Annotated in this window: 23 protein-coding genes and 4 pseudogenes; 6 read left to right on the forward strand and 21 right to left on the reverse strand. The window is 47.4% G+C overall.

Going from position 1 to position 24,743, the window contains the following annotated elements:
- Positions 1-208 precede the first annotated feature (208 nt).
- The 14 genes and pseudogenes from purH to JCM14374_RS13260 form a co-directional block, all read right to left on the reverse strand.
- Positions 209-1,729, reverse strand: a complete 1,521-nt coding sequence (gene purH, locus JCM14374_RS00880) for a bifunctional phosphoribosylaminoimidazolecarboxamide formyltransferase/IMP cyclohydrolase (RefSeq protein ID WP_054692175.1) — start codon at positions 1,727-1,729, stop codon at positions 209-211.
- 26 nt (positions 1,730-1,755) lie between these two features.
- Positions 1,756-2,421, reverse strand: coding sequence for a phosphoribosylglycinamide formyltransferase (gene purN / locus JCM14374_RS00885; protein ID WP_242848749.1), 666 nt, complete (start codon positions 2,419-2,421; stop codon positions 1,756-1,758).
- Positions 2,418-3,452: a phosphoribosylformylglycinamidine cyclo-ligase gene (gene purM, locus JCM14374_RS00890; protein WP_054692178.1), complete on the reverse strand. Its 1,035-nt coding sequence runs from the start codon at positions 3,450-3,452 to the stop codon at positions 2,418-2,420. The genes purN and purM overlap by 4 nt, the downstream gene beginning before the upstream one ends.
- Before the next feature lie 3 nt (positions 3,453-3,455).
- A pseudogene (gene purF / locus JCM14374_RS00895) lies at positions 3,456-4,798 on the reverse strand (amidophosphoribosyltransferase).
- Between the two features lie 41 nt (positions 4,799-4,839).
- Entirely contained in the window at positions 4,840-5,703 is an 864-nt protein-coding gene (locus JCM14374_RS15490; RefSeq protein ID WP_369397262.1) for an AIR synthase related protein, read from the reverse strand.
- 23 nt (positions 5,704-5,726) lie between these two features.
- Positions 5,727-6,731, reverse strand: coding sequence for an AIR synthase-related protein (locus tag JCM14374_RS15495; protein WP_369397252.1), 1,005 nt, complete (start codon positions 6,729-6,731; stop codon positions 5,727-5,729).
- Positions 6,674-7,039, reverse strand: a complete 366-nt coding sequence (locus tag JCM14374_RS15500) for a phosphoribosylformylglycinamidine synthase-related protein (RefSeq protein ID WP_369397253.1) — start codon at positions 7,037-7,039, stop codon at positions 6,674-6,676. The genes JCM14374_RS15495 and JCM14374_RS15500 overlap by 58 nt, the downstream gene beginning before the upstream one ends.
- Positions 7,039-7,740: a phosphoribosylformylglycinamidine synthase subunit PurQ gene (purQ, locus tag JCM14374_RS00905; protein WP_054692180.1), complete on the reverse strand. Its 702-nt coding sequence runs from the start codon at positions 7,738-7,740 to the stop codon at positions 7,039-7,041. Before purQ ends, JCM14374_RS15500 begins: the two co-directional genes overlap by 1 nt.
- Position 7,741: 1 nt before the next feature.
- Complete coding sequence (gene purS / locus JCM14374_RS00910) at positions 7,742-7,990, reverse strand: phosphoribosylformylglycinamidine synthase subunit PurS (RefSeq protein ID WP_242848750.1); 249 nt, start codon at positions 7,988-7,990, stop codon at positions 7,742-7,744.
- A gap of 134 nt (positions 7,991-8,124) precedes the next feature.
- Positions 8,125-8,838 (reverse strand): phosphoribosylaminoimidazolesuccinocarboxamide synthase, encoded by a 714-nt coding sequence (gene purC / locus JCM14374_RS00915; protein ID WP_054692186.1) that lies wholly within the window; start codon positions 8,836-8,838, stop codon positions 8,125-8,127.
- A gap of 69 nt (positions 8,839-8,907) precedes the next feature.
- Positions 8,908-10,202 (reverse strand): annotated as a pseudogene (gene purB, locus JCM14374_RS00920) (adenylosuccinate lyase).
- A gap of 58 nt (positions 10,203-10,260) precedes the next feature.
- Positions 10,261-10,770 carry a 5-(carboxyamino)imidazole ribonucleotide mutase gene (purE, locus tag JCM14374_RS00925; RefSeq protein ID WP_054692190.1) on the reverse strand — a complete coding sequence of 170 codons (510 nt, stop codon included), beginning with the start codon at positions 10,768-10,770 and terminating at the stop codon, positions 10,261-10,263.
- Between the two features lie 350 nt (positions 10,771-11,120).
- Positions 11,121-12,320: an esterase/lipase family protein gene (locus JCM14374_RS00930; protein ID WP_054692193.1), complete on the reverse strand. Its 1,200-nt coding sequence runs from the start codon at positions 12,318-12,320 to the stop codon at positions 11,121-11,123.
- A 73-nt stretch (positions 12,321-12,393) separates the two neighbouring features.
- Entirely contained in the window at positions 12,394-12,570 is a 177-nt protein-coding gene (locus JCM14374_RS13260) for a hypothetical protein (RefSeq protein ID WP_157048885.1), read from the reverse strand.
- A 156-nt stretch (positions 12,571-12,726) separates the two neighbouring features.
- Here JCM14374_RS13260 and JCM14374_RS00935 point away from each other — a divergent pair, with 156 nt between their 5' ends.
- From JCM14374_RS00935 to JCM14374_RS00945, 4 genes are all read left to right on the forward strand, one after another.
- Positions 12,727-13,308 carry a GerMN domain-containing protein gene (locus JCM14374_RS00935; RefSeq protein WP_054692195.1) on the forward strand — a complete coding sequence of 194 codons (582 nt, stop codon included), beginning with the start codon at positions 12,727-12,729 and terminating at the stop codon, positions 13,306-13,308.
- 80 nt (positions 13,309-13,388) lie between these two features.
- Complete coding sequence (locus tag JCM14374_RS00940) at positions 13,389-14,234, forward strand: MBL fold metallo-hydrolase (protein WP_054692200.1); 846 nt, start codon at positions 13,389-13,391, stop codon at positions 14,232-14,234.
- On the forward strand, positions 14,231-14,434 hold the full coding sequence (locus tag JCM14374_RS13915; protein WP_207641557.1) for a hypothetical protein: 204 nt from the start codon (positions 14,231-14,233) through the stop codon (positions 14,432-14,434). The genes JCM14374_RS00940 and JCM14374_RS13915 overlap by 4 nt, the downstream gene beginning before the upstream one ends.
- On the forward strand, positions 14,416-15,747 hold the full coding sequence (locus tag JCM14374_RS00945) for an HD domain-containing phosphohydrolase (protein ID WP_278279203.1): 1,332 nt from the start codon (positions 14,416-14,418) through the stop codon (positions 15,745-15,747). The genes JCM14374_RS13915 and JCM14374_RS00945 overlap by 19 nt, the downstream gene beginning before the upstream one ends.
- 36 nt (positions 15,748-15,783) lie before the next feature.
- Here the strand turns inward: JCM14374_RS00945 and guaA are convergent.
- The 3 genes and pseudogenes from guaA to JCM14374_RS00960 form a co-directional block, all read right to left on the reverse strand.
- A pseudogene (gene guaA, locus JCM14374_RS00950) lies at positions 15,784-17,318 on the reverse strand (glutamine-hydrolyzing GMP synthase).
- Between the two features lie 3 nt (positions 17,319-17,321).
- Positions 17,322-17,867, reverse strand: a complete 546-nt coding sequence (hpt, locus tag JCM14374_RS00955; RefSeq protein ID WP_054692202.1) for a hypoxanthine phosphoribosyltransferase — start codon at positions 17,865-17,867, stop codon at positions 17,322-17,324.
- A 167-nt stretch (positions 17,868-18,034) separates the two neighbouring features.
- Complete coding sequence (locus JCM14374_RS00960) at positions 18,035-18,742, reverse strand: hypothetical protein (RefSeq protein WP_054692205.1); 708 nt, start codon at positions 18,740-18,742, stop codon at positions 18,035-18,037.
- A 275-nt stretch (positions 18,743-19,017) separates the two neighbouring features.
- On the opposite strand from JCM14374_RS00960, the gene glnA reads away from it, so the two are divergent.
- The gene (gene glnA / locus JCM14374_RS00970) at positions 19,018-20,451 is read left to right on the forward strand and encodes a type I glutamate--ammonia ligase (RefSeq protein ID WP_369397256.1); all 1,434 of its coding nucleotides are present in this window, start codon (positions 19,018-19,020) and stop codon (positions 20,449-20,451) included.
- A gap of 173 nt (positions 20,452-20,624) precedes the next feature.
- Positions 20,625-21,569, forward strand: coding sequence for an NAD(P)H-dependent flavin oxidoreductase (locus JCM14374_RS00975; protein ID WP_054692211.1), 945 nt, complete (start codon positions 20,625-20,627; stop codon positions 21,567-21,569).
- A gap of 46 nt (positions 21,570-21,615) precedes the next feature.
- Here JCM14374_RS00975 and groL read toward each other — a convergent pair.
- From groL to moaC, 4 genes and pseudogenes are all read right to left on the reverse strand, one after another.
- Positions 21,616-23,243, reverse strand: a pseudogene (gene groL, locus JCM14374_RS00980) (chaperonin GroEL).
- 29 nt (positions 23,244-23,272) lie between these two features.
- Positions 23,273-23,563: a co-chaperone GroES gene (gene groES / locus JCM14374_RS00985; protein WP_242848751.1), complete on the reverse strand. Its 291-nt coding sequence runs from the start codon at positions 23,561-23,563 to the stop codon at positions 23,273-23,275.
- A gap of 196 nt (positions 23,564-23,759) precedes the next feature.
- The gene (locus tag JCM14374_RS00990; RefSeq protein ID WP_054692217.1) at positions 23,760-24,248 is read right to left on the reverse strand and encodes a MogA/MoaB family molybdenum cofactor biosynthesis protein; all 489 of its coding nucleotides are present in this window, start codon (positions 24,246-24,248) and stop codon (positions 23,760-23,762) included.
- Positions 24,249-24,263: 15 nt separating this feature from the next.
- Positions 24,264-24,743, reverse strand: coding sequence for a cyclic pyranopterin monophosphate synthase MoaC (gene moaC, locus JCM14374_RS00995; RefSeq protein WP_054692220.1), 480 nt, complete (start codon positions 24,741-24,743; stop codon positions 24,264-24,266).

The following is a 24,743-nucleotide window of genomic DNA, read 5'->3' on the forward strand; positions in this document are numbered from 1 at the left end:
AACCTCCATGTTGTTTTAATAGCCACAGATGAACACAGCTTACCACAGATTATTTAAGCCATGTATCGAATCGCATATGTGACAAACAGAAAAAAATACTCTATATTCATTTACTATTTGTAATCGTTGACCGCAATCATAAACTAAAATAGTGGTATCAAGATATAACATAAAATCAGAATAAATCTGTGTTCAATCGTTCCCCTGATCAATGTTTGAAATGGCGTTCGCCGGTGAATACCATAGCGATGCCGTGTCTGTTGCAGGCTTCAATGCTCTGTTCGTCTCGTATTGATCCTCCTGGCTGAATAATGGCTTTTATGCCAAATGATGCCGCCAGGTCTACGGTGTCACCAAAGGGGAAGAAAGCATCTGACGCCAAGACTGCACCCTGGCATTTCTCGCCGCCTTGCTCCAAAGCGATGCGGGCAGATCCCACCCGGTTCATCTGTCCGGCGCCTACCCCCAGGGTAACCCCATCACGAGCTACCACAATAGCATTGGATTTGACATGCTTGACAATTTTCCAGGCAAATTCAAGATCTGGCAGAAGGTTTTTATCCAAACCGGTTGCGGTTACTACCTCAAGCTTTTTAAAGTCGACCTGACTGTAGTCTTTTTCCTGTACCACGAATCCGCCGCTGACAGTACGCAGCTGTATTTTCCCGCCTGATGATTTTGGGTCCATTTGTAAAACCCGCAGGTTTTTCTTAGCGGTAAAACACTCCAGGGCCCTGGGTTCATAAGCTGGAGCTATAATTACTTCCATAAAAGGCTCGGCAGCTTTTTGAGCAGTGGCCAGATCGACTGTGCGGTTAAAGGCTATGATCCCTCCATAGGCTGATAATGAATCGGCCGCAAAAGCTTTGCTGAATGCTTCTTCCAGCTTATCATCTACGGCTGCCCCGCAGGGATTGGTATGTTTTATAATTACGCAGGCGGGACGGGAGAATTCCTGTACCAACTCCCAGGCGGCTTCCGTATCAATAATATTGTTGTAAGAGAGTTCTTTACCGTTTAGCAGCCGGGCATCAGCCAGTCCGCGCATACCCGTTAGGTTTCTGTAGAAGCAGGCTGCCTGGTGCGGGTTTTCACCATAACGCAATTCATAAACCTTTTCCCCGGCTAGAATGTAATTATCATTAAACTGGCTTTCGGTAAGACCGGCTAGATAGGTGCTGATCATGGCATCATAGGCAGCGGTATGAGTAAAGGCCTCAACAGCCAGTTTAAAACGCATCTCCTGGCTGACTTCACCCTTTTCCAACGATTCTAAAACTTCCCCATAAAAATCAGGCTTAACCACCACAATCACATCACGGAAATTCTTAGCCGCTGATCTGACCATGGATGGTCCGCCGATATCAATATTTTCAATGGCTTCTTCCAAGCTGACCCCTGGTTTGCTGATGGTTTCCCGAAAAGGATACAGATTTACGGCTACAATGTCTATCGGGTTTATATCGTGATAGCGCAGTTGGGCCAGGTGTTCCGGTATTCGCCGGGCCAGAATTCCGCCGTGAATTCCCGGATGCAGGGTCTTCACCCGCCCGTCCAGGATTTCAGGAAAGCCTGTGATATCCGCAACTTTCATCACCTTTATGCCTGCTTCAGTCAAGGTCTTATAGGTCCCGCCCGTGGAAATAATCTCATAACCCAATCTTTCCAAACCACGCGCGAAATCCAGCAAACCATCCTTATTGGAAACACTTATAAGCGCTCTCTTCACGACCCAACCTCCTCAAGAGATTAATATTAAACCACAGATGATTTTGTAATTGTCTCTGTGGCGATTTGCTTAATAATTACCCGCCGTTGACTAAGATAGACACGACCCTGGGCAAATAGCTGCAAGGCCCGCCAGTAGATATTATGTTCCTGTTCCAATATTCTCTCGCTCAGGCTTTCTTCGTCATCGTCATCATAAACCGGCACCACCGCCTGCATAACAATCGGTCCGCTGTCCATCCCCTGGTCAACTATGTGTACTGTGCAGCCGCTGAATTTTACTCCATATTCCACAGCCTGACGCTGGGCATGCAGGCCGGTGAAAGAAGGCAGTAAAGCCGGGTGAATATTAAGTATTCGGTTGGCATAGGCCTGTAAAAATATCGGTCCTACCAGGCGCATATATCCGGCCAGGGCTATGATATTTACCCTGGCTTCATGCAGTTTTTCCACCAGAAGTCTTTCATAATCTTCTCGTCCCGTAAAATCCTGAGGATTGACAAATAGAGTTTTAATACCGCGGTTGGCGGCCTTCTGCAAAACAGGAGCACCATTTTTATCGCTTATCAATATTTTAATTTCTGCCTGCAGCTGGCCTTTATCTATGGCATCGCAAATGGCATCAAAATTGCTGCCGCGCCCTGATGCCAGAACTCCCAGCTGCAGCGGCCCGGGTTCCATAATTCTGATCATGATATGACTGCTCCTTTAATCCCTGACCGGACCTTGCCTATAATAATAGGCTTTTCTCCTTTATCATGCAAGCATTTTAATACGTCATCGCTTTGACTTGGTGAAGTAATGATGGCATACCCAATTCCCATATTGAAGGTACGATACATTTCATCCTTTGCAATATGTCCTAAACGCTGAATCAGTTGAAAAACCGGAGGTGCTTCCCAGCTTCCGGAATCAATCTGCGCCCCCAATCCGGCCGGCAAGACCCGGGGAAGATTTTCCGGCAGTCCTCCGCCGGTAATATGAGCCATAGCCCGGATTTCTACCTCGGGCAGCAAAGATAAAATAGTTTTAACATAAATCCTGGTCGGGGTCAGCAGTTCTTCACCTAAGCTCTTGCCAAGTTCACCAATGTTTTGCTCCATCTTCAAACCGGCTTTGTCAAGCAGGACTTTTCTGACCAGGGAGTAGCCGTTAGAATGTATACCTGAAGAAGGCAGCCCTATAATAAGATCGCCTTCTTTTACCGCCTGCCCGTCTAACAATTTGTCACGTTCCACAGCCCCCACCGCAAATCCGGCCAGGTCATACTCATCTTCTGCATAAAAACCAGGCATTTCAGCGGTTTCGCCACCGATTAAGCTGCAGCCCGCTTGTTCACATCCAATGCTTACCCCTTTTACCAGAGCTTCCACCATCTCTGGTTCCAGTTTTCCTAAAGCAATATAATCCAGAAAAAACAGCGGTTCAGCCCCATGGACCAGAATATCGTTCACACACATGGCGACCAAGTCTATCCCCACCGTGTCATGAACACCCATCATCTGTGCGATTTTAAGTTTCGTGCCTACTCCATCGGTGCCGGATATCAGAACAGGCTGCGTGTATTTGCTGGTATCCAGGGCAAAAAACCCGCCGAAAGAACCTATTCCCGCCAGGACTTCAGGCCGGTGGGTTCTTTGTACCCATTTTTTAATCATATCCACCGATTTATTGGCTTTATCAATATTAACCCCGGTATCTTTGTAGCTTATCGACTGTTCCATCCTCTACTCCTCCCGAGCTTCCAAACCTATCGGGTATTCGCCGCAAAAACATGCGGAACAGAAAAAGGCAGTGTCATCCTTCATGGCCTTAATCATGCCTTCCATACTGAGATAATGCAGGCTGTCCGCTCCGATAAAACTCCGAATATCCTCGATGCTCTTGGTGCTGGCGATCAATTCTTCCCGCCGCGATGTGTCTATACCGTAATAACATGAATGTGCAGTCGGGGGTGAAGCTACTACCAAATGTACTTCTTTGGCTCCGGCCGCACGCATCATTTCTACAATCTGTTTACTGGTAGTTCCTCTGACAATCGAATCGTCAACCATAATGATGCGTTTGTCCCGCACCACCCGTTCAATGGGATTTAATTTTAGGCGCACCCCAAGTTCCCGCATCTGCTGGGTGGGTTGAATAAAAGTACGCCCCACGTAACGGTTTTTCATCAAGCCTTCCTCAAAGGGCAGGCCCGATTCCTCCGCGTATCCCAGGGCGGCACAGTTCCCGAATCAGGTATGGCTATTACCATATCCGCATCAATATGGGACTCCCGAGCTAGTTGGCGTCCCATCTCCCGGCGAGCCTGGTAAACGTTTATGCCGTCAATGGTACTGTCGGGACGGGCAAAATAAATATATTCAAAAATGCAGTGCGCTGTTCGGGTAGTTTTTTTAACTTGCAGGGAACGCAGGCCGTTTTTATCGATTACTATAATTTCGCCTGGTTCTATATCTCGTATGAACCTTGCTCCTACCGTATCCAGGGCTGAAGACTCGGAAGCCAGAACGTAGCTGCCGTTCAAACTTCCCAGGCACAAAGGCCTCATTCCCAGGGGATCGCGTACTCCCACCAGGCAGTCTTCGTTCATAATCAGTAAAGCATAGGCGCCTTTGATATCTATCATGCATTTGGCCAGGGCATCTTCCATGCTGTCCTGGGAATACCTGGCCAGGAGGTTGGCTATAACCTCGGTATCAGTAGTGGTTTGAAAAACCGATCCATAGGTGGCCAGACGTTTGCGCAGCCGAGCGGCGTTCATCAAGTCGCCGTTATGAACCAGGGCTACCATACCATTCAGGTAATGAAACACCAGGGGCTGAGCATTAACCAGGGAGCTGTCTCCGGTGGTGGAATAGCGCACATGACCGATGGCTATACTGCCTTTGAGATTGTCAATATGTTCACTGCGGACCACCTGAGTCACCAATCCCATGCCTTTGTGCAGCTGAATCTTTTCTCCATTGGATACGGCTATTCCAGCACTTTCCTGTCCACGATGTTGCAAGGCATATAAACCGTAGAAAACTGTGCGGGCCGCCTCAGTATCATTCTCAGGTTGTTGCATGTAGATTCCGAAGACTCCGCATTCGTCATGGAATTTGTCATCTATTTCATAACACAATCAATAGTCCCCTCCCATATGGCCGCCGCCTCTTCAACAGATAACTGCAACTGCTTATCCCCGTCTTTGCGGATAACCATATCGCGTCCTCCAACCTGTCCCAGTTCATGCACTTCTATATTAAAAGCCTGCGCCAGCTTCCAGACTTCAGGCAGACTTTGCGGCCGTACGCTCACAACTACACGGCCGGGAGCCTCAGAGAATAGTAGTCCCTCGAAACGCTGAGCCGCAGAGGCAAAATTTATCTCAAAACCAATCCGGCCTTGTATAGCGGATTCGGCCAGGCAAACCGCCATCCCGCCTTCGGATATGTCATGGCATGATGAAAGCAGCCTTTCTTTATGCAAAGATTGCAGTAAAGCTATCAGGTTTTTTTCTTCAATCAAGTCTGGAAGGGGCACCGTCCCACCCTCCAAACCATGGCACGTAAACAGGTATTCGGAAGCCCCCAGATCATCGCTCATTTTTCCCAGCAGCAGGACTAAATCACCCTCTTTTTTAAAGGCTGTTTCATAACCCTGCTCAATGTTCTCCAGCAATCCTGCCATTCCCACCACCGGGGTAGGATAAATTGCCCCGGCGGCCGTCTCGTTATACAGACTTACATTACCGCTTACGACCGGGGTATCCAGAACCCTGGCAGCCTCTGCCATGCCTCTTATAGCGTTTTCCATCTGCCAGTAGATATGCGGTTTTTCAGGATTGCCAAAATTTAAGCAATTGGTCAGGGCCAGCGGTTTAGCTCCCACGCAGGCCAGGTTGCGCGCGGCCTCACATACCGCCAGCATGCCGCCCACATAGGGATCAAGATATACAAACCGGCTGTTGCAGTCTGTGGTCAGGGCAATGCCTTTTTGCGTGCCCTTTACCCTTAAAACGGCTGCATCTCCCGGCCGGGTACGGTTACGGTGTTAATCATTACCTGGTGATCATACTGGGTATAAACCCATTTCTTACTGGCAATCACCGGTGAACCCAACAAACGCTTCAAGCTTTCCAGCGGATCAAGCTGGGGCAGATTGGTCAGGTCCATGGATTTCAATTCTTTATAATAAGGCGGTTCCTCACCCTGGCGGCGATACACGGGACAATCGTCAGTCAAAGCGGCTACCGGCACTTCACCGACCAGGTTCTCGCCTTCATATACCCTGAACATGCCATCTCCGGTGACCCTGCCAATCACTGTGGCATCCAATCCCCATTTATCGAAAATCTCCTCAATGCGCCGTTCGCATCCTGAACGCGGCACAATCAGCATCCTCTCCTGGGATTCGGATAGCATCACTTCGTAGGGAGTCATGCCCAATTCGCGCCGCGGCACCTTCAGCACATCCACTTCCACCCCGCGTCCTTTTTTAGCAGCACATTCAGCCATGGAACTGGTAAGCCCCGCAGCCCCCAGGTCCTGCATTCCCGCTACTAAATCTTCGGCAATCAGTTCCAGGCAGGCTTCAATCAAGAGCTTTTCCATAAACGGGTCGCCCACCTGTACGGAAGGCCGCTTATCCGCCGAAGCCTCGGACAATTCCTCAGAAGCGAAAGTAGCCCCATGAATTCCGTCCCGGCCAGTTTTGGCTCCCACGATCATAATGGGGCTGTCTATATCGCTGGCTACTGCCAGAGCAATTTCATCCTGTTTTACCAGGCCTACACACATAGCGTTTACCAGGGGATTGCCCCGGTAACAGGGATGGAAATAAACCTCGCCGCCAACGGTAGGTATGCCCAGGCAGTTGCCGTAACCAGCTATGCCCGCTACTACCCCGGCGAAAAGCTCGCGGACCCTTTCATCATCAAGCTCGCCAAACCGCAGCGAATTCAGGCTGGCGATAGGGCGTGCGCCCATGGTAAAAATATCGCGTACAATGCCTCCCACCCCGGTGGCCGCACCCTGGTAAGCTCTATCGCCGAAGGATGATTATGGCTTTCTATCTTAAATACCAGAGCCTGGCCGTCGCCGATGTCTACCACACCGGCATTTTCCCCCGGGCCCTGTATAACCTGCGGTCCTTCAGTGGGAAAATATTTTAACAGAGGCCGGGAATTCTTGTATCCGCAATGTTCCGACCACATAACCGAGAACATGCCCAGTTCCAGATAATTAGGTAATCGCCCCATTATCTTCTGCACCTGTTCATATTCCTGGTCATTCAGACCCATTTCCCGATATGTCAGTTCTTTCACTATCTTCCCGCCTCCTTAAGCCAGTCAATCATGGAAGCAAATATGTTATATCCATCGGCACTGCCCAGCAAAGGTTCGGAACATCTTTCCGGATGGGGCATCATCCCCAGCACATTGCCTTCTTTATTGATAATCCCAGCAATATCCGCCAGGGAACCGTTGGGATTGTATTCTTCGCCATCTTCCCCCTGAGAACCGCAATAAGTGAAGAGAATCCGTTCTTCTTTTTGCATTTCTTCCAGGGTGGCGGAATCGCAAAAGTAGTTGCCTTCTCCATGGGCTATGGGTATCTGTATAACCTGATCCTTCTGCAGTTTATTGGTAAAAGGGGTACCGCTCTGCCTAACTTTAAGGTGGACCGGTTTGCAAATGAATTTAAGGCTCTTGTTTCTGAGCATAGCCCCGGGCAGCAAACCTGCTTCCAAGAGTATCTGAAACCCATTGCATATTCCGATCACCAGGCCCCCCGAACGGGCAAACTCAATTACGGCAGGCATGATGGGTGAAAACCGGGCGATAGCGCCGGTGCGCAGGTAATCGCCATAAGAAAATCCTCCCGGCAGTATCAAGGCGTCAAACCCGTTGATTTTGCTCTGCCGGTGCCATATATATTCAGTGTCAATTCCCATTACATTCTGCATTACGTGGTGGCAGTCAGCATCACAGTTGGAACCGGGAAATACAACTACTCCAAACTTCATGCTATATACCCTCCACAATTTCCACCCGGAAGTTCTCAATAACAGGGTTGGCCAGGAGTTTATCACTCATTTCGGCCAATTCCTGTTTAGCCTTGTCCATATCATCCGCCTGCAGGTTTAATTCGATAAACTTGCCCATGCGAACTTCATCGACATTATTATAACCCAGCACGTGCAGGGATTTTTTCACTGCTTCTCCCTGGGGATCAAGCACTCCAGGCTTCAATGTAACATAAACAATGGCCTTCAATATCCCAACCTCCTTAAAATAGACACTGAATTTTTATGACCTTCGCAGATATATCGTTTTAAAAAAGTTAAAAATCAAAACCTAATATCAAAGTCAGCGAAATTCATATTTTTTTGCGGATTCTGCGTCAATTATTATCCCAGTGCTCCTTCGATGCGGCGCACGACTTCCTGGTAGGCTTCCTCTTCTTTGCCCAGGTCGCGGCGGAAACGGTCCTTATCCAGTTTTTCCATACTGACCTTGTCCCACAGGCGGCAGCTGTCAGGTGAAATCTCATCACCTAACAGAACCTCATTTCCAGCCACGCCGAATTCTATTTTAAAATCCACCAGTATTATCCCAATACTATCGAACAATTCCTTAAGGACTTCGTTGACCTGCAGTCCCTTGGCAATCATCTGCTCTAGCTCATCTCTGGTAGCCCAGCCCATTTCCTGGGCATGATATTCATTAATCATAGGATCGTGCAGATCATCATTTTTATAGTAAAGTTCTACGATAGGGGATGAAAATGGTTCTCCTTCTTCACGCCCCAAGCGTTTGGCCAGGCTGCCGGCCATAACATTGCGCACCACAACTTCCACCGGCACCATTCTCATTTTTCTGACCAGTACATTGCGATCATCTATCTGTTCTACCAGATGAGTAGCAATCCCCCTGCTCTCCAGCAATTTGAATAAAAGACAGGAAACACGGTTGTTTACGATGCCTTTGTTTTTAATAATGCCTTTTTTGGCGCCATCAAATGCCGTGGCCTCATCCTTATAGGTCATGATTACCAATCCCGGGTCTTTAGTGGCATAGATCTGTTTGGCTTTACCTTCATACAACATCTCGCCCCGTTCCATACTCTCACTCCTTTTTTTAATTAACCGCAGATTGACACAGAGTATACATTGGTCTGTGGTGAATTTACCCTACTCCAAGCCGCAGCGTTTGAAGATGTAGTCAACATTGGCGGTATAGATACCGGTATCAAAGGCCTCGTCCAGGTCTTCCCGACTCAGGTGCTGCATAATTTCCTGATCCTGTTCCACCAACTGCCGGAAATTTGCGCCCTCGGCCCAGCTCTTCATGGCATTGCGCTGCACCAGGCGGTAGGCTTCTTCGCGCAGCAGGCCTTTTCCTACCAGCACCAGCATCAATTCCTGAGAAAATACCAGTCCTCCGGTTTTATTTATATTCTCTATCATTCTATCCTCATATATGAGTAATCCGGATACGATTCCTGTGAATTTCTCCAGCATATAATCAAGCAGTATGCAGCTGTCAGGAATTATCACTCTCTCCACCGATGAATGCGTGAGGTCGCGCTCATGCCACAGGGCTACATTTTCCATAGCTGCAAGGGCATTGCCTCTTACCACCCGGGACAGACCCGCTACCCGTTCACTCATCATGGGATTACGTTTGTGGGGCATGGCCGAGGAGCCTTTTTGACCCTGGCGGAAGGGTTCTTCGGCTTCGAGGATTTCTGTCCTTTGCAGGTTGCGGATTTCAGTAGCCATTTTCTCCAGGGAACTGGCAATAACTGCCAGAGTGGACATGAATTGCGCATGGCGGTCGCGCTGGATAATCTGGGTTGATACCGGACACGGTGTTAGACCCAGGCTTTCACATACATATTCTTCAACCCGGGGGTCAAGATGAGCAAAATTGCCCACTGCCCCGGAAATGGCTCCGCAGGCGATGACTGCGCGGGCCTGTTCAAGACGGGTAATATCGCGCTGTAATTCACTGTACCACAGGGCCATTTTTAACCCGAAGGTGCTGGGCTCCCCATGCACCCCGTGGGTACGTCCTATATTCAAGGTATATTTGTATTTAATGGCCTTTTCTCCCACCACCTGGCGCAAGCGTTGTAATTTCTGCAGAATAATATCGGCAGCATCCCGCATTTGCATGGCCAGACCCGTATCGAGTATGTCCGATGATGTCATGCCAGGTGAATATATTTTGAGGATTCGCCTACGTATTCACCCACATTAGTCAGGAAAGCAATAACATCGTGATGCACCTCGGCCTCAATTTCCTGAATTCGCTCTACATCAAACCTGGCTTTGGCCTTTATTTCCTGCACTGCTGCAGCGGGTATTTTCCCCAGACTCGCCCAGGCCTCGCAGACGGCAATCTCAATTTTCAACCAGTTATTCAGCTTGCTCTCTTCTGACCATATAGCGCCCATTTCCGGTAATGTATAACGAGGTATCATCGGTTATCCTCCCATAATCATGGTATTGTAAAACGTATTTCTTAAAAGCTGCTTAAAATCATTTTTGCAAATAACTGCTGGGACCGATTTCTTTAAGCCTTTGGTCTTTAGCCCTGACCTCACCTGCCATCTTATCACGGTACTCAATCAGCTTTTGCCGCAGTCCTTCATCGTTTATGGCCAATACTTCAACCGCTAATAGAGCAGCATTGGCTGCTCCATTGATGGCAACGGTAGCTACAGGAATACCCTTGGGCATCTGTACTATGGAATAGAGTGAGTCCACCCCAGACAGGGTACTGGTTTTGATAGGCACCCCAATTACCGGCAATACTGTATAGGCAGCTATTACACCCGGCAGATGGGCTGCTCCTCCGGCTCCGGCAATAATGATTTTGATTCCCCGGTCTGCAGCTCCCGAGGCATAATTGGCAGTCTCTGCCGGAAGGCGGTGGGCGGAACAAATTGTATATTCAAAATCCACTCCAAACTGTTCCAGAATATCCCCGGCCTCTTTCATAATCGCCAGGTCAGAATCACTGCCCATAATAATCCCCACTTGAAGCATTCTTCAATCCTCCCTTAATAAGACTTAACTATAATCAGGACGTTTACTACAGATACACACAGATTTGTATAGAATAACTAAATAAAGATAATTAAAACCAATGTTCATCTGGGCTGATGCTCTAAAAATAATTAAGCCCGAGCGGGAAATCTCTCAACCGAAACCTCCCCGCCTGGGCTTTTATCCCTATACGGTGTAGTGCTCACGCACCTGTGCCACTCGGACCAGTCCATGGCCTGCCATGCGGAACCCTAGACACACTTTCGCGTTTCCTAAGCATTATTAGCTTACATCATGATAGTAACAAAGCAGCTTTACCATGTCAACTTGCTAAAGGGTAATTTACCTGATTATTCTTGCAGCTGCAGATCCACCCAGCGACATACCCGTTCGGAATAGAGCAGCTGCATGTGGTTAACAGGCAAAACGCACTTGTCTCTTAACCGGGCCCCTTCCCGCGCCAGACTGTCAGTGTAGAAAACGCTGTCCACAAATACCAGCCCATCGCCCGGGCCGCTTTCATCTCCGGGAACGCCATGAAACAAGTGCTTGCTGCCAGCCAGGACCGAAAACTCAATCTCAGGGGGCAGTCCATGGCGGTTTAAAACTTCTATCATATTGCCGCCGTCAGCAATAGCTTGATTAATGCCGCGTGAATGACTGAATAACCCGGCCCCCCCGTAATATGTGGTCCACCAGTCTGGCTGCATGGGATCAATGCCGTACTCTCCGTCCCAACGGTACAGCATCTGGCTCTGTCCAGGGAAACAACCATCCTTATAAATAGCCCGAGAAGTTACATCAACCATCGCCCCAAAAACCATCAAACGATCCCAGGCCATTACTCCGCTTGATGATGAAGTATAAATCAAGTAATTAACCAGCGGGTTGCGAAAGGTGAAATCCACTCCCAGGTTAGGAGTACCCAGCATTATATAACGGTTCACATCATCCTGATAAGGAGTGTGGGCCAGACCGCACAGGTATATCCGAGCCGCCATCCCGCCTTTACTGTGAGCTACCAGATTGACTTTATTCTGACCTGTTGCCTCTTTCACCCTGGCTATGGCATCAGCCAGCTGTTCAGCCTGTACATAATTATCACCATGAAGATGAGAAAAAGTGACAGCAAAAACCCGGTAACCCATAGCGATAAGCTGCTGCTGCAGCCCGGTGTAACCCATAGCGAACAGATCAGTAAATGAAGTAGCATCAAGGCCGGCCCCGTGAACCAACAGCACCGGGGTCTTATGCAGGTTGCTGTCCCAGCCGGGAGCGAAATGCAGGAGATAGTTATTAGACTTAGGAGTACTGCTGCCAAAGGCAGATATGATATCCAGGTCATGATGACGGTTTTCATTACAGAATGGCTCGTGTCTGTTCTCCAGGCTGTCTACCTGCCGCCGCTCTACCTTTTCCCAGAAGCGATGGCTGTGGTGGTAATCCGACCCCACTCCCAGAAACATGCTGCGGGAAAAATGCTGTATAAGTTCTTGACCAGAATTGCCGAGCATGTTCAAAAAAGGCTGGCTGGATAAACGATCTGACATTTTAACCCCCCCTGTGAACACTATAACCTATTATTACAATAATTGCTTGTCTCCCCAGCGTTGCCTGTAAAATTTACATCAGGCCCGATAATTTCTCTTTAAGTTTTTTCAGCTCGTTTTGGATTAACAAAGCTTCAGAACGCAGCCCGTCTTCTTCCAGCATCACCAGCTGGTCTAAATCGCTGTCCTTTTCCAATTGTTCCAATCTGTATAACAGTTCAGCGGCCATTTCCTTTATATACTGCTCCACGTCTTCCCCCTGATGTTTTATTTTTTCATATTAAGATTCTATCCGTCAGCAGCCTCCTTTATAAGCTGATCAACACACAACTATTGATTAATCAAGAATTACATAAATATATTGATTTCTGGTTTGTTCCACGGTTTATAATTAAGACAATATCTCATGCGAAAGAAGGGCAGAAATTATGCGTATAAAAAATCATTCACCATCGTTCTACTGCTTTTATTTGTGACTGTTTTGCTGGGAGGCTGTTCATCAGGAAAAGATTCAGCAGATAAAGGAACCGGGAAAGAAAACCCCATTGCGGAAACCAAAGTTAAAAAGAGCGTTGTTCTATACTTTGGCGACGAGCAAGCCGAAAAGGTTGCCGCGGAAAAACGCATAATAGAAATACCGCGCTCGAGCAGCACTGCCGTTTTAGCTGAAGCTATAGTAAAAGAACTGATAAAAGGCCCGCAGAATAAGAAATTGCAAAAGACCATCCCTCCTGAAGCCCGTTTGCTGTCTTTAAAAATTCAGAATTCAACCGCCTATGTTAACTTCAGTGAAGAAATGGTGACCAAACACTGGGGGGGCAGCGCCGGTGAAACCATGACCATTTTTTCGCTGGTTAACAGCCTGACAGAACTAAAAGGTATAGATAAAGTACAGATATTGATTAATAATCAAAAACAGGAAAGCCTGTTGGGTCATTACTCCACATCTGACCCGTTTGCCAGGAATGAGGATATTATTGCCCCATAAAGTCCCGTGCTGAATATAGTCATTGTATTGATATTATGCTATGATTTGGCAAAGGGAATATTGGAAAGAGAGGTGGATTAATGCCCAAAGAAAGCTTTCAGGTTACCTTTTGGGGAGTCAGAGGTTCACTGCCGGTACCCGGCGCAGAAACCATTCGTTTTGGCGGCAATACTTCCTGCGTACAGGTACAAATCGGCGAGCAGCTTATTATTTTTGACGGAGGTACCGGAATATACAAACTTGGCCAACAGCTTGTCAAAAATCCAGCTCCTGTTAAGGGCGATATTTTTATCACCCATACCCACTGGGACCACATCCAGGGTTTTCCCTTTTTCAGCCCGGCTTTTATACCCGGGAACCGTTTTACTCTATATGGTCCGGCCAAAACAGATAATACTTTTGCCGAACTTATGAAAGGTCAAATGGTTTATCAACATTTTCCTGTCAGTCTCGATTCAATGGGGGCAGGCATTGATTTTTGCGAGCTTGACAGCGGGGAGGATCTGGACCTGGGAAACGGCGTCCGCATTAGAACCGTACATAACAACCATCCCAATGGAGGCATATCTTATCGTGTTGATCACGAAGGACGCTCGGTTTGTTATGTTACCGATACCGAGCACTATGAATATATAGATCCTGATATCAAATCTTTTATTTCCCAAGCCGATCTGGTAATATACGATACTCATTTTACTGATGATGAATATCATGGCTATGAAGGCTACCCTACTAAAAAAGGCTGGGGTCATTCAACCTGGCAGGAAGGTATCAAACTCATTGAAGCAGCTGAGGCTAAGAAATTGGTACTGTTTCACCATGCCAATTTTCACAATGATAAAGATATGGAGACAATTGAAAAAGATGCCCGCAAACGCTATTCAGACTGCGTTGCCGCCCGTGAAGGAATGGTGATAGCTCTGTGAAAACGGTTACCCCGGAGATTCTCCAGCAAATGGAAGACATTTTAAACATCGGCATAGCGCTTTCTGCGGAAAAGGATAAGAATCGTCTGTTAGAAATGATAGTAAGTGAAGCCAGGAGAATAACCCGGCTGATGCCGGAACCTTATACCTTTGCGATGGTGATAAACTGGTTTTTAAAATCATGCAGAATGAAAGCATGAACACCTTTCGGGGGGGGCAGGGTGAAGAAATAAACCTGCCCCCTGTTCCTTTGCGTATGGAAAACGTTTCTGCTTTTGTAGCTCTTACCCATATGAGGGTAAACATACCCGATGTTTATCACGCTGAAGAATTCGATTTTTCTGGACCAAAGAAATTTGATGAAGCCACCGGTTACCGTACCCTGTCCATGCTGGTCATACCCTTGGAAAACCATGAGGGAACTGTCATCGGCGTACTGCAGCTTATAAACGCCACTGACGAAGATGGTAATTTGATTCCCTTTGCCCAGCACTATGAAAAAGTGGTGGCTTCTCTGGCCTCCCAGGCCGCGATATTCCTGACCAATATCCAGCTTTTGCGTGATATCGAAAACCTGTTTAATTCTTTCGTGGATGTAATGGCCACCGCCATCGACTCACGCACCCCCTACAATGCCAACCACTCCCGGCGGGTGGCGCTTTTAGCCGGGCAACTGGCGCAGGCGGTGGATAAAGAAAACGAAGGCCGCTGGGGCAGTGAATACTTTGATGAAGAACGGGTGGCGCAGTTGGTTATGGCAGGCTGGCTGCACGATATAGGCAAAATCGCCACCCCGCTTGAAGTCATGGATAAAGCCAGCCGTATAGAACGCCAGCTTGAACTGGTGATGCAGCGTTTTGACTATATCTATGCCGAGCTGCGCAATCAATACCTGGAACGCAAACTTAACGCCATGCAGTCAGGCTGCGAACAGATTGAAGATGTTGAAAAATGGTGGGAGCAAGAGCGCCAGGCTCTGGAAGAAGCGCGGGATCTTATATTAAAAATGGATAACCCGGCTACTTTCGTGGATAAAGAACTGCAGGACCGTATTAAAGAGGTGGCTGTTCGCACCTACATTGACCCCACCGGTCGGGAGCTCCCCTGGCTTAAAGACGAAGAACTGCATTGTCTCTGTGTGGTTAAAGGCACATTGACAGATGAGGAACGCAAGATCATGGAAGATCACGTGGTAGTGACCGGCCGTATGCTTGATAAGATGCCTTTTACCTTGAAGTTAAAAGATGTTCCTTATTTTGCTTCTATCCATCATGAACATTTGAACGGTAAAGGTTATCCTAACGGTTTGGCCGGGGAACAGATCCCTATAGAAGGACGTATACTGGCCCTGGTGGATGTGTTTGATGCCCTGACCGCCGATGATAGGCCTTATAAAAAGGCCATGCCTCTGGAACAGGCCTTAAAGATCCTGGGCTTCATGGTCAAAGACCAGCAGCTGGACGGAGACCTGCTGGACATATTTATTCGTCATCAGGTGTGGGAAAAGATCTGATACCAAAGGGGTGCTCCTGCACCCCTTTGGCTTTTATTATTCCCACTCTATCGTTCCCGGCGGTTTGCTGGTAATATCGTATACCACCCGGTTTACTCCCCGCACCTCATTAACTATGCGACGAGCCATAATATCTAAAAGTTCATAGGGCAAACGCGCCCACTCGGCGGTCATAGCATCATGCTTACCACCGCCCGGATTATGATAGGATGGGCATAAGTGCGCGCGTCCCCCATTACGCCTACACTGCGCACCGGAGGCAAAACGGCAAAGGCCTGCCAGATCTCGCAATCAAGTCCGGCTTTTTTAATCTCTTCCCGTACTATGGCATCAGCTTCCCGGAGAATCTCCAATTTTTCAGCCGTAACCTCTTCCAGGACTCTGACTCCCAAACCGGGACCGGGAAAGGGCTGCCGCCAGATAAGCTCTGCGTCCATACCCAGTTTCTCGCCTATAATTCTTACCTCATCCTTGAAAAGGAGACGCAAAGGTTCCAGCAATGAAAATTCCATATCCTCCGGCAAGCCCCCTACGTTGTGATGGCTCTTTATGGTATGCGCGGTGCGGGTGCCGCTTTCAATTACATCCGGGTAAATGGTGCCTTGAACCAGATAATCGATTTCTCCCAGTTTAGCTTTTTCCGCTTCAAAAACCCGGATGAATTCCTCACCAATAATTTTACGTTTTTCTTCCGGATCGGCCACTCCTGCCAGCCGGTTTAAAAAACGCTCCGCAGCGGGAACGAAAACCAGGTTCATGCCCATTTTTTCATGGAAGGTTTTTATAACCTGTTCCGATTCGCCTTTGCGCATCAGACCATTGTCAACATATACACAAACCAGCTGCGAACCCACCGCCCGGTGCACCAGAGCCGCAGCTACCGAAGAATCTACTCCCCCGCTCAAGGCGCACAGAACCCTTTTATTGCCGACTTTGCTTTTAATATCATTGACAATTTCACTGATAAAATCACTTAAGTCCCAGTCGCCCTTTAAACCAGCCACCTTAAACAGAAAGTTGCGCAGGACATCCATTCCATAGGTGCTGTGCCGTACTTCGGGGTGAAACTGTACGCCGTACAATTTTTTTTCAGGGTTTGCCATGGCGGCCACCGGGCATGCAGCAGTTTTGGCAGTAACGCTGAATCCTGCAGGCAATTCCTGCACCGAGTCACCATGACTCATCCAAACCTGCATTTCATCCGGCAGCCCGTCAAAAAGCAGATCATTACCGGCAGGGTTTAAATAGGCCCGCCCATACTCCCGCATGGCCTCATGGGCAGCAACCCTTCCCCCCAAAATCTGCGCCATTGCATGCATGCCATAACATATTCCCAGAACCGGAATGCCCATTTTAAAAAAACGCTCATCACAGGCCGGAGCGTCTTTTTCATGCACACTGGCCGGGCCGCCGGTTAAAATTATCGCCCGGGGATTTTTAGCCAGCAATTCCTCATAACTGATATCATAGGGATGCATTTCACTGTAAACTGCGAGTTCCCGGACCCGCCGGGCTATGAGCTGATTGTACTGCCCGCCGAAATCCAGGACTATTACCAGTTCTTTATCCATTTTTCACCTCGATTTTTCATATACGGCTGGTTTCAAAATACATACCGCCGGGTAATGTCGGTACTGCTCCGCATAATCTAAGCCATAGCCCACCACAAATTTATCTGGGATGGAGAAACCAACATAATCCGGAAAGATTTCTGTTTTACGCCGGGTGGGTTTGTCCAGCAAACAAGCGATTTTAACACTGCGCGGATTGCGGGTTTTTAAGTTCTCAACAATATATTTTAATGTAAGGCCGGTGTCAATTATATCTTCCACTATCAGCACATCGCGGTCCTTAATGGAATATTCCAGGTCCTTTACAATGCGCACTTCACCCGAGGAAGAAGTAGAAAGACCATAGCTGGAAACATCCATAAAATCCAATTCCATCGGTACATCTATTTCACGAATTAAATCAGCCATGAACACAAAAGCACCTTTTAATATACCGACAACCAGCAGCTCTCGGCCGCGATAATCCTCGGATATCTTTTGGCCCATTTCCACTACCTTTTGGTGTAATTGTTCACGGTTAAATAACACTTCTACTTGCAATAAATCCAACGTCTATCCCTCCCTATTGGATTATATCAACAAGTCAGGCCGGGTGCAATTATGGTGTAGCTCAGATGGGCAGACAAAACAAATTCTCCCTGCGGGTACTACAGCCTTATGCAAAATATTTTACCTAATACATTAAAAAACGGGGGTCCGAAGACCCCCGTGGCCAACTAATTCTTTTTACTCGTATTTGGCGCTTTGATTTGAATCTTTTCATTTAGATCTTTAAAACCCACCGATATATGCAAAACGGTTTTGGGCATCTTTTTGTTTACAGCATTCAAACTGGCTTTTTTTATAAAGCCTTCCCGGTAATCAATCCAAAATCGATACTCAAAATCCTTCCACAGTGTCTCCAGCAACTGGCTTTCCACCGTGGGCTTGCACTTAACCACCAGACATTCCGCACCATCCACGAACTCAAAGCCGCTTTTCTCCACATTATTAATTTCTTTAAATCTGAAATTAGAAAGGGGATTCAGTTCGGAAATAAATAATTCTTCGGCTTTATCGGTTCCACTATCTATTTCCAGCCAGTGTTTGGAAAAAGAATCGTAATTATAGATAATGCGGTCGATATAATAGATATCTACAGGTGTGTTAACCATCTCCCCCTTTATATGCGTATTTCCTTCATCCTTTTCACCTGCTACCCGACTTATCACCTCCTTCCTGCCTTCAACAGTAAAGTCTGAACTTAAGCTGTATCTATAACTCTTAGCTGCTGCCATGTTTTGACTGGCTTTTAATAATTCAGTTTGTGGTTCTAATTTGGATTTGACATAATAATCTCTAATTTTATCCAATGATAAAATCGTTGTTCCAACTATAAGAACCAGAACTATCACTGCAACCCATTTTTTATTGATCTTCCTCACTCCCCGCAGTCTCCTGTTGGAGGTTAAATGCCCAATCCGCCTTCATTTTTTACTGTCGTTTGCCCTGTGGTAATATATATTATTAGAAGCAGAATTAATATATTACCGCCTGATGATAGCATTTTATTCCATTCAACTGCTGGTGTTATTAAGCCGCATACAGAGGTTTGGTTTATTGTATACTTGTATACTGAACTATATATTCTTTACCCCGGATATTGGATTTGATATAATTTGCAGGAATATTGTATAAGGCAAAGGAGGCTTATATAAGAGTGTTTAAGACCTATGATGATGTGATGAGTTTTTGTAAGGAACACGGCATACAGATGATCGATTTTAAAATGATCGACCTGATGGGCCGGTGGCGCCACCTCGGGATTCCCGTAGGCCGCTTCAAACCTGATACCCTGAGATACGGTATAGGATTTGATGGTTCCAATTACGGTTTCGCTCCCGTGGAAAACAGCGATATGGTATTTATTCCCGATATTACGACCGCTGTTTTCGATCCCTTCACTGAAGTTCCTACCCTGAGCATGATTGGCGATGTATTCGTTATCGCGCAGCCGGAGAATTATCGTTTTGAACAGGACCCCCGTTCCATAGCTTTTAAAGCGGAAGAATATATGAAATCGACCGGTATAGCCGATGAGATGCGTATCGGACCGGAATACGAATTTTATGTATTTGACCATGTTACTTATGAAAACTCACCGCATCGCACCGGTTTCAGTATCGATGCTGAACAGGCCATCTGGAATGGCGGTGAAAACGAATTTCAAAACCTGGGGTATAAGATTCCCTTAAAGGGCGGCTATCATATCGGACCGCCCCAGGATATTCTCTATGACCTGAGATCCCGCATGTGTGTTTTATTGGAAGAAAACAATATTCCGGTCAAGTATCACCACCATGAAGTGGGCGGCCCCGGGCAGCTGGAAATCGAAGTGGAATTTGGGCCAATGCGGGAAATGGCCGATAAAACCATGCTGGCCAAATACCTTATAAAAAACCTGGCCTTCCAGGAAGGCAAAACCGTTACCTTTATGCCTAAACCTTTATTTGGCGAAGCGGGCAGCGGTATGCATGTGCATATGCACCTGTTTAAAAACGGCAAACCGATTTTCCATGATGAAAAAGGTTATTCCGGTTTAAGCAAAAAAGCCTTGAATTTTATTGGCGGGGTATTAAAGCACGCGCCGGCTGTATTGGCCTTTACCAATCCCAGCACCAACTCCTACAAGCGTTTGATTCCCGGTTATGAAGCCCCGGTAAGCGTTTGTTTTGCCACTGCCAACCGCAGCGCGGTTATTAGAGTACCGGCCTATGCCAAGAGCCCTAATCAGAAGCGCTTTGAATTCCGTTCCGCTGACGCTACCTGCAATCCCTACCTGGCTTATTCAGCGATTCTAATGGCAGGCCTGGACGGCATTAAACGTAAAATCGACCCGACTGCCGAAGGTTTCGGTCCTTATGATGTTAATCTCTATACGTTGTCCAAAGAAGAACAAACTAAAATCAAGGGTCTGCCCAAATCCCTTGACGAAGCCCTGGATGCCCTGGAGAAGGATCATGAATTCCTGCTGGCCGGCGGCGTATTCCCCCAGCGTTTAATTGAGATATGGATTGAAAACAAACGCAAAGAAGCCCGCAGAATAAATGATATACCTCATCCCTTGGAATTCGAGATGTATTACGACCTGTAAAAAAGCCTTATTAAAAGGCGTTCGGATTACCGGACGCCTTTTAATTTGGGTTTAATTTTCAAAATATTCATGCATTTTTGCTGTTTTGTGTTAAAGTATTTACCATGATAAATACGCAAATAATAGACGAAAACGCAAGAACCATCCGCGTGAAATCAACAGGGAGGATTATGATGCAGCTGCCCGTATTACAAATCGCAGACTTAAAACCCCGCTATCCCATCATCCAAGGGGGAATGGCCGTTAGGGTTTCCACGGCTTCATTATCAGGAGCGGTAGCTAAAAATGGCGGAATAGGTACTATTGGGGCTACAGGGTTAAGTCCCGCTGAATTGGCTCAAGAGATACAGGCCGCCCGCAAACTGGCTGAAGGCGGCATTATTGGAGTAAACATTATGTTTGCCGCGCGCCAGTTTGCGGAGCTTGTACACACATCGATAAAAGAAAAAATCGATTTGATTTTTACCGGCGCTGGTTTTTCCCGCGACATTTTCCGCTGGGGTATGGAAAGCAACACTCCCATAGTGCCAATAGTCTCTTCGGCTAAAGCGGCGCGCCTGGCGGAAAAGTCGGGCGCAGCGGCGGTGGTGGCCGAAGGTTTTGAAGCCGGGGGACATTTGGGAACTGATCGCTCTATCAAGGAGATCCTCCCGGAGATTTTAGATACGGTAAAAATTCCGGTCATTGCGGCCGGGGGTATTGTAGACGGAAAAGATATGGCGGAAATGATCAATCTGGGAGCCAGCGGCGTACAGATGGCTACCCGTTTTGTCTTGAGTGAAGAATGTTCTGTAGCCGATGAATTTAAACAGGTTTACCTGCAGGCTAAAGAAGAAGATGTGGTGATTATAAAAAGCCCGGTAGGATTGCCAGGGCGGGCAATTAAGAACAAATTTATTAAGGAGATAGAGGAAGGCAATGCCCCTCTGGACGAGTGTTCGGCTTGCTTAAAAGACTGTTCCGGAGATTACTGCATTATGCAGGCCTTAATCAATGCCCGTAATGGTCTGGTCAATGAAGGGGTGGTCTTTTCCGGTAAGAATGTATTTAAAATCAAAGAAATCCTGCCTGTAGCAAAAATTTTCGAAAAGCTCTTGGCAGAATTCCAGGCAGTTTAAAGACTAAAAAAGGGCTGCCGCTATGGCAGCCCCTAATTTATTTGACTTACATCATGCCGCCCATGCCGCCCATACCACCGGCGCCCATGGCCTTCATCTCATCCTTATTGGGAATCTCGGTTACCACTGCCTCAGTGGTCAGAACCATAGCCGCGATGCTGGCAGCATTCTGAACCGCAGAGCGGGTTACCTTGGCCGGGTCAATGATACCGGCACTGATCATATCTTCATAAGCTCCGGTCAGGGCATTGTAGCCGATACCAACAGGGCTGTCCTTAACCTTTTCTACTACTACCGAACCTTCAGCGCCGGCATTGTTTGCAATCTGACGCAGAGGCTCTTCCAGAGCTTTCTTAACCAGTTTTACACCGGTCATTTCATCGCCCTCGGACTGAATGGCTTCAACCGCTTTAATAGCGTTAATCAGGGCTGTACCTCCGCCGGATACGATGCCTTCTTCGACAGCGGCTTTAGTGGCGGCCAAGGCATCCTCAATGCGGTGCTTCTTTTCCTTGAGTTCGGTTTCGGTAGCTGCACCCACTTGAATAATAGCTACGCCGCCGGACAATTTAGCCATTCTCTCCTGCAGTTTTTCTCTGTCATATTCAGAATCGGTTTCTTCAAGCTGAGTTTTGATATTAGCGATGCGGGCCTTTACATCTTCCTCAGAACCGGCGCCGTCAACGATAATGGTTTCGTCTTTCTTAACAACAACCTGGCGGGCCCGGCCCAGCATCTCCAAAGTTACATTTTCCAGCTTGATACCCAGGTCTTCAGAGGCAACCTGACCCCGGGTCAGGATAGCTATATCTTCCAGCATAGCCTTTCTTCTTTCGCCAAAAGCCGGAGCTTTTACGGCTACACAGTTAAAGGTGCCTCTCAGTTTGTTGACGACCAGGGTAGCCAAGCTTCGCCTTCAATTTCTTCAGCAATCAGCAGCATAGGCTTGCCGGTTTGCACGACTTTTTCCAGTACGGGCAGGACTTCGTGAATGGAGGTGAGTTTTTTGTCGCTGATGAGAATATAGGGGTCATCCAATACGGCTTCCATCTTTTCAGCGTTGGTAACCATATAATGGGAAATATAACCACGGTCAAAGCTCATGCCTTCGACAACTTCCAGCGAGGTTCCTACTGACTGGGATTCTTCAACTGTAATAACACCGTCGCGGCCCACTTTTTCCATGGCGTCAGCGATAAGTGCGCCTATATCAGGATCGTCAGCGGAAATAGCGGCTACCTGAGCAATAGCTTCCTTGGATTCGATAGGTTTGCTGATAGATTTGATGTCTTCTACGGCAGCTTGAACAGCCTTTTCAATGCCTTTTCTCATAATCATGGGGTTGGCGCCGGCGGCTACATTCTTCAGACCTTCTTTAATCATGGCCTGGGCTAATACCGTGGCGGTGGTGGTTCCGTCACCGGCAACATCATTGGTCTTAATAGCAACTTCTTTAACAAGCTGGCAGCCCAGGTTTTCCCAGGGGTCTTCCAGATCTATGTCACGGGCGATGGTTACACCATCATTGGTAATGGTAGGTGAGCCGAATTTGCGGTCCAGTACCACATTACGGCCCTTGGGTCCCAGGGTTACCTTTACAGCATTGGCCAGGGTATCAACGCCTCTTTCCAGGGCTCTTCTAGCTTCTTCACCAAACTTAATTTCTTTGGAGATCATCTATGTAGTCCTCCTTTTTCCTTTTCTTATTTCAGAATTCCCAGAACATCACGTTCGGCCATAATCAGGAAATCTTCGCCATCCAGCTTGATTTCAGTGCCGGCATATTTGGAGAAGATGATCTTATCACCAACAGCTACGTTCATCGGCAAACGTTCCCCTTTGTCATTGATAGCACCGGGACCAACTGCCATTACTTCGCCTTCCTGAGGCTTCTCCTTGGCGGTGTCAGGCACATAAAGTCCGCTCTTGGTTTTTTCCTCAGCGGGTTCAATGACTTTTACGACCAGCTTATCGGCTAAAGGTTGGATCTTCAAAGGTATACCCCCTTCGTTAAGTTAAAATTTTGTTAGCACTCAATGAGCATGAGTGCTAATACACATCTATAATATTAGGCAAGACCCCTCGACTGTTCAACACAGATAATCCTCGGAATCCGCCCAATATGTTCGATTAATATTATGCTACGCCTTATTTCTATTTATACCTTTAAAAATCAAAAATTTTTATTTTTTATCCCTGCCCGCATTCGGCAGCCTCACCTTTCAATATATCCAGGCCATGAGGCAGGGCATCCATTATGGCTTCCAGCGATTCACGCACACCTTTTACACTGCCGGGAAGATTAATAATTAAAGTATTGCCGCGGATTCCGGCCACGGCACGGGACAACATAGCCCGCGAGGTTTTTTGCATACCAAAAGCCCTTATGGCTTCAGGAATTCCCGGAACCATCCTTTCAATAACCGCCAGGCTGGCTTCAGGCGTGACATCACGCTTGGAAAAACCGGTTCCTCCCGAGGTAAGCACCAAATCCAGTTTTAATTCATCGCAGGCATATATTAATTTATCGATAATCAGGTCCTTTTCATCGGGAACTATCTCATAATAGTCAATTTTAGCGGCCTCACCCAGTACCCGCCTGATCTCCTGCCCGGAAAGATCCTCTCTTTCACCTTTGGAACCTTTGTCACTCATAATCAGAATACCTACCCGGTACATCATATCACCTCGATATTAATCAAGTTCTCGCTTCAGATGCCCGCTTTTTCCGCCATCTTTTTCCATAAGCTGAACCTCTGTAATCTCCATCCACCGGTCAACTGCCTTGCACATGTCATAAACAGTCAAGGCCGCCGTTGATACCGCCGTGAGAGCCTCCATTTCCACCCCGGTTTTGCCTGTAGTTTTAACCTGGGCTTCAATTAAAATACAGTTATTGTCTTCATCAATAGTAAATTCAACATTTACGGAGGTTAAAAGCAAAGGGTGGCACATAGGAATCAAATTCGAAGTCTGTTTCGCGCCCATAATTCCCGCCACCTGCGCCACTGCCAGCACATCACCCTTTTTAATTCCGCCGCTTTTAATCAATTCTATAGTTTTTCTTTGCATCCGTACCACAGCCCGGGCCACAGCCACTCTCTCGCTGTCGGTCTTGGAGCTCACATCCACCATGCGTGCCCGGCCCTGTTCATTTATATGAGTAAAGTCCAT

It is taken from the genome of Syntrophomonas palmitatica JCM 14374 (genome assembly GCF_001311885.1).
Lineage (GTDB): Bacteria > Bacillota > Syntrophomonadia > Syntrophomonadales > Syntrophomonadaceae > Syntrophomonas_A > Syntrophomonas_A palmitatica.

What these genes read in the sequence shown, in the direction of transcription:
- JCM14374_RS00975 (WP_054692211.1), top strand. Translation starts at nt 20,625, where the DNA reads ATGCAGCTGCCCGTATTACAAATCGCAGACTTAAAACCCCGCTATCCC.
- purM (WP_054692178.1), bottom strand. Translation starts at nt 3,452, where the DNA reads ATGGAACAGTCGATAAGCTACAAAGATACCGGGGTTAATATTGATAAA.
- JCM14374_RS00945 (WP_278279203.1), top strand. Translation starts at nt 14,416, where the DNA reads ATGCAGAATGAAAGCATGAACACCTTTCGGGGGGGGCAGGGTGAAGAA.
- JCM14374_RS00930 (WP_054692193.1), bottom strand. Translation starts at nt 12,320, where the DNA reads ATGTCAGATCGTTTATCCAGCCAGCCTTTTTTGAACATGCTCGGCAAT.
- purQ (WP_054692180.1), bottom strand. Translation starts at nt 7,740, where the DNA reads ATGAAGTTTGGAGTAGTTGTATTTCCCGGTTCCAACTGTGATGCTGAC.
- purN (WP_242848749.1), bottom strand. Translation starts at nt 2,421, where the DNA reads ATGATCAGAATTATGGAACCCGGGCCGCTGCAGCTGGGAGTTCTGGCA.
- moaC (WP_054692220.1), bottom strand. Translation starts at nt 24,743, where the DNA reads ATGGACTTTACTCATATAAATGAACAGGGCCGGGCACGCATGGTGGAT.
- JCM14374_RS00940 (WP_054692200.1), top strand. Translation starts at nt 13,389, where the DNA reads ATGCCCAAAGAAAGCTTTCAGGTTACCTTTTGGGGAGTCAGAGGTTCA.
- JCM14374_RS00935 (WP_054692195.1), top strand. Translation starts at nt 12,727, where the DNA reads ATGCGAAAGAAGGGCAGAAATTATGCGTATAAAAAATCATTCACCATC.
- purE (WP_054692190.1), bottom strand. Translation starts at nt 10,770, where the DNA reads ATGCTTCAAGTGGGGATTATTATGGGCAGTGATTCTGACCTGGCGATT.
- purC (WP_054692186.1), bottom strand. Translation starts at nt 8,838, where the DNA reads ATGGAACGGGGCGAGATGTTGTATGAAGGTAAAGCCAAACAGATCTAT.
- JCM14374_RS00990 (WP_054692217.1), bottom strand. Translation starts at nt 24,248, where the DNA reads ATGTACCGGGTAGGTATTCTGATTATGAGTGACAAAGGTTCCAAAGGT.